Here is a 4,800-nt window from a genome sequence, read left to right on the forward strand (position 1 = left end):
CCGCCGCTTGTATCTGCCCACGTTATGGACCGACGACCGGGACAGATACCGGCAAGCCGGCATCGACGACAGTGTCACCTTCGAGACGAAGGTTGCCATAGCCAAGGCGATGGTCCGCCGGGCGATCAGGGACCGGATCCCGTTCGGCTGGGTGACGGCGAACGCCGCCTACGGTTAGAGCCAGGGCTGGCGCTTCGAGCTGGAACAGGCCGACGTCTTCCACGTCATGGCCACCACCCGGCACAACACCGTCGTCACCCGCTAGTCCACCGGCCATCCTGTCCACGACCTATTCCCCGGCTTGCCACTGCAGAAATGGAAACGGCGCTCATGCGGCCAGGGCGCACACGGCCCACGCGCCTATGAATGGGCCCGTGTCGAGGTCCGGCCCTGGCATCGCGAAGACCGCCGACACTGGGTCATCGCCCGCCGCAGCGTCCGCCGGCCCGAGGAGATCTCCTACTACATCGCCTACTGCCCCACCCAGACCGCTCGGGACGAGCTGATCTCCGTCGCCTGCAGCCGGTGGGCCGTCGAGGAATGTTTCCAGAGCGCGAAGCAGGAATGCGGCCTGGACGACTACCAGGTCCGCCGCTACCCCGGCCACTGTAGCCGGCCGCTTAGCCCTCCGTGCATCCCCTCCATTCGCTACCCACTGGCTGTGGTGGGACCAGACAGGCCATCCGTCACCACATCCCACTCCTGCCGAAATTGCCCCCAACCCAAGGGACACCCGTTCGGCTCCGGTTGCACTGTCGTCCCTCCAGCATCAGGATCTCCCTGATCAGACAGGCTTCGATGATGCCGTGCGGGCGGCCTGCGGTCAGGTTATGGGTCCGTCCCGGCAGGCCACGGAGAACCACAGCGCAGACCCGTCTGGGCGGGTGAGGTAATGACCTGAACGTTCATCCCATGGCCGCCTGCGTTTGTGCGAGTAGTACGGCTCGTCCGCCCTGACGCGGGCGGCTGGGATCAGCGTCCCATCAACAATGACGAAGCCTCCTTCACCCAGACTGGTGAGGGCCTCGCGCAGGCCCGGTGCCCAGGAGGCCAGGAACTCCAGGGTCTCGTCGACGTACCACCAGGCCGTCGTGGTGAGACACCGAACGAGCTGGTCGAGCTGTCTCCTGGCCGGCCCACGCCCGCCGGTGGACGGGTGAACTCACGGTGGGTCTTTCAAGCAGGCCCTCTGCTGGTGCTGGCCCATCTACGGAAGAACGAGACGTTCGCGCAGGTGGCAGGAGGCTCAGGGTCTCCACCACGACGGCCTGGCGGTACGTCGAACCCTCGAATTCCTGGCCTCTTGGGCACCCGGTCTCCATGAGGCTCTGGTGGGTCTGGGTGAAGGCGACTTCCTCATTGTTGACGGGACTCTCATCCCCACTGACCGCATCAAGGCAGACGAGCCATACTACAACCAGAAGCACCGGAAGCACGGCATGAACGTGCAGGTCATCGCCCGTCCGGACGGTACACCGCTGTGGTTCTTGCCCGCGCTGCCGGGACGGACCCATGACCTGACCGCGTCCCGGGCCCACGGCATCCTCCAGGCCTGCCTGACCAGAGAGACCTTGGTCCTGGCCGACCGCGCCTACAAGGGAGCCGGCTCAACCGTCCGCACCCCCTACAGCCACCGCGAACTCCCTGACCACTAGCAGCAGTTCAACCGCATGCACGCACGTCTCCGCCACCCGGCGAACGCGCCTTCGCCTGGCTCAAGCAGTGGCGAATCCTCCGCCGAGTCCGATGCTCGACCAACCGCATCATCACCGCCATCCACACTCTCCTGACCAGCGAGAATTTAGGATGAAAGAGGCTCAGTAGGAGCAAGAGAAGAGCTCAAGATGCAGAGGTATCTCGCTTCTGTAAGAATCTCAGGAGGAACAAACCAGTGATCACCAGGAGAAGTTCGGCCGCCACTCGGCGCCAGCAGTCAGTCGGAGGAAAAGTGGCAATGGCCGCAGTAGGAAAACCGGCTGAAGCTCTAAGGCAGGGCGCCCAACGGGCCCAGAGGTGATCGCATACACCAGGGATTTCTGACCCTCGCGAAAGTCCCAAGCGATATGACCCCACAGGAAGGGTGCGAGATATGGGAGACGAAACATTTGCGGTGCTGTCGGATCCGCAATACCCGAGAAGCTACGACGAATCTTCAGGGCAAGAGTCTGCTTACGGAAACCCGGGGCGGTCGGAATCCGCAAGCAGAAACACTGTCTCCGCGGTAAAATCCCGCAACCCGGGTTTCGCGATAATGAATGGCGATTTGACCGAGTTCGGCCACACTGGCGAGCTCGATAAATACAAGGAAATCTTCGGAAGTCTGAACATTTACGCCGGGCTAGGGAACCACGACTACTTGAACAATGTGGGCCAGTGCGCCTCGAATAACTGCTTCATAAACATGATGTGCTATTACGACGACGAAGTGAGGCGCTACAAGGTAATCAATTGCTACGACCGAAGCAGTAAAGTTGACCATTTTCTGCAAACGAGGGTCGAAACATTCTCAGGGTCCTTTGCCTATGAATTTGACAAGGGTGGCATCAGGTTTATTCAGATGAATAATGATCCCACTCACTCGGTCAGCGCCAAAGGCTTTTTCCTCGAGGATATCACTGGCGGTATGGAGGAGTGTTTTGACATCTGCTCAGGCTTTAACTGGCTCAAGGAGAGGCTCGGCAAGGCGAAGAGTGAGAATATCCCCGTAGTTCTGAATTTTCACGACCCTTGCGAGCATTGGGAAGCGCCTCCTGGTTTCAAGGACCTGATCACCGGAGGGGTAGTGCGCGCTATATTTGTCGGTCATTTTCACGGCAGGCTGGGAAGGTGTACCGATTACGAGAGCCGTTTTGGCAATGTGCCGGTCTTTCATAGTGGAGCCGTGCTCCGAGAGACCTTCCTGATGGCAGAGAAAGTCGCCCGCCACATCAAACCCCCAGAGGAATACGTATACCTAGGGAAGTCTTCCAGTCAGTTGATATCTATCGACTCCGCCGGAGCGGTCAGCCATCCTTCTGGAGGATTGATGTTCAAGGCTATAGGACACCCTGAAGGAAACTTGTTCGACTTGCAAGCGCCTGACGGAAAGTTCTTGTGCATGAACAAGTCGAAGCCGTTTGTGTTCTACCTTGGCGCTGCTCCCACTGAGTATAATGGGAAAACCTTGAAGTTCTCGAAGCGAAGCGATGGGCCACTCATTTCAACTACGGGATTTGTAGTTGAGGAAAAGGACGGGAAGCTAGTGCATGCCATCGATGAGGATGACCATCCTAAGGACATCGTTAAGCCGTATTCCGCTGCGGGTGGAAATTGGGCGCCTCCTCCCGCCTACCAGGAAACAGAATTCTATCTAAATGTTTCACAGTACAGCAGTAAGGGAGGCCTAGCAAAGCTCCTCAAAGAGGAAACCCCCGTCAGGATTTGGTGATCGAACCGCCAGCCATGCCATCATGGCCACCATCCTTTACTTGCGCCGTTTCTTTTGGGGCGCGGGCCAGGCGTTGGAGGGTGCAGAAGGCGTGGGCGGCGGAGATGAGGGTGAGGTGATGGTGCCAGCCGTTCCAGGTGCGGCCCTCGAAGTGGGCGAGTCCCAGGGCTTGTTTCATCTCGCGGTAGTCGTGCTCGATCCGCCAGCGGAGCTTCGCGAGCCGCACGAGGGTGGTGAGCGGGGTGTCCGCGGGGAGGTTGGAGAGCCAGAACTGGACCGGATCCGGTTCGGCGGCGGCCATTCGGCCAGCAGCCAGCACGCGGGCAGTTCCGGACCGCGGGCGGCCTGGCGGGACTTGCGGCCGGCGGGACGGACACGTAGGGCGACGAGCCGCCCGTACATGCGCTTGAGGCCGCTGCGGCCCGTGCCCGGCCGAGATCCCTCCCGCCACTGCACCGGCCGGGCCGCACCCTGTCCGGCGTCGATGACCAGCTGTTTCACACTCCTGGCGGGGTCGGGGTATTTCACCGTCGGCGGGCGGCAGTGCCCGCTGTAGCACGGGACAGCGGGCACGGCGTCACCCGGGTGGGCGGTCACCGTGGTGGAGATGCCCACCACTTAGTGCAGCCCGCGCTCCTCGAGACCGAACCGGAAGGCCGCGCCGCGGTGTCCCCGTAGCCGCCGTCGGCGATGGCAAGGGGCACGTCGATGCCCCACGACCGTGTCTCGTCGATCATGTCCAGGGCCAGCTGCCACCGCTCGACATGCCCGGTGCCGGCCGGGATGCCGCACTTCGCGCGTCGGCCGACCTTGTCCGGATCGGCCTTCGGCGAGGCCGGATCCCAGGTCTCCGGCAGGAAAAGCCGCCAGTCGACAGCCGCCGAGGCATGGTCGGAGGCCAGGTGAAGCGATACCCCGGCCTGGCAGTTGGTGACCTTCCCAGCAGTGCCGGTGTACTGCCGCGACACACACGCCGAGGCTCCACCGTCCTTAAGGAAGCCTGTGTCATCGATGATCAGCGCAGCCGGCCTGATGGCCTGTTCCGTCTTCCAGGCGAGCCGGGCCCGCGCATGCGCCGGGTCCCAGGGACTGGTCGTGATGAAGTGGGCCAGCGCCTGCCGGTTGCCCTCCTCGCCAAGCCGGGCCGCCATCGGCTTGACCGACTTACGCTGCCCGTCCAGCAGCAGCCCCCGCAGGTAGACCCCGCCCCACCGACGCTGATCCGCCCGTGCGAACGGCTCGAACACATCCTCCGCGAAGTCCTCCAGATCGCACCGGACCGCAGCCAGCTCCTCAGGCGTCACAACCGATCAACGGACGAACCGATTATCAGGACACGCCACCGGCAACCCAACCTGACCAAGCCCTACTAG

Annotated in this window: 1 protein-coding gene and 3 pseudogenes; 3 read left to right on the forward strand and 1 reads right to left on the reverse strand. The window is 62.1% G+C overall.

What is annotated here, in order from left to right:
• The 3 genes and pseudogenes from V7793_RS33420 to V7793_RS33435 form a co-directional block, all read left to right on the forward strand.
• A pseudogene (locus V7793_RS33420) lies at positions 1 to 604 on the forward strand (IS701 family transposase); the annotation flags it as partial.
• A gap of 507 nt (positions 605 to 1,111) precedes the next feature.
• Positions 1,112 to 1,810: pseudogene (locus tag V7793_RS33430) on the forward strand (transposase family protein).
• Positions 1,811 to 2,089: 279 nt separating this feature from the next.
• Complete coding sequence (locus V7793_RS33435) at positions 2,090 to 3,427, forward strand: metallophosphoesterase (protein WP_336013459.1); 1,338 nt, start codon at positions 2,090 to 2,092, stop codon at positions 3,425 to 3,427.
• Here the strand turns inward: V7793_RS33435 and V7793_RS33440 are convergent.
• Positions 3,414 to 4,731: pseudogene (locus V7793_RS33440) on the reverse strand (IS701 family transposase). The gene V7793_RS33435 and the pseudogene V7793_RS33440 sit on opposite strands and share 14 nt — an antisense overlap.
• Between the last annotated feature and the right edge of the window lie 69 nt (positions 4,732 to 4,800).

Origin of the sequence: Streptomyces sp. KLMMK (assembly GCF_036961605.1) — a bacterium.
GTDB classification, from domain to species: domain Bacteria; phylum Actinomycetota; class Actinomycetes; order Streptomycetales; family Streptomycetaceae; genus Streptomyces; species Streptomyces telluris.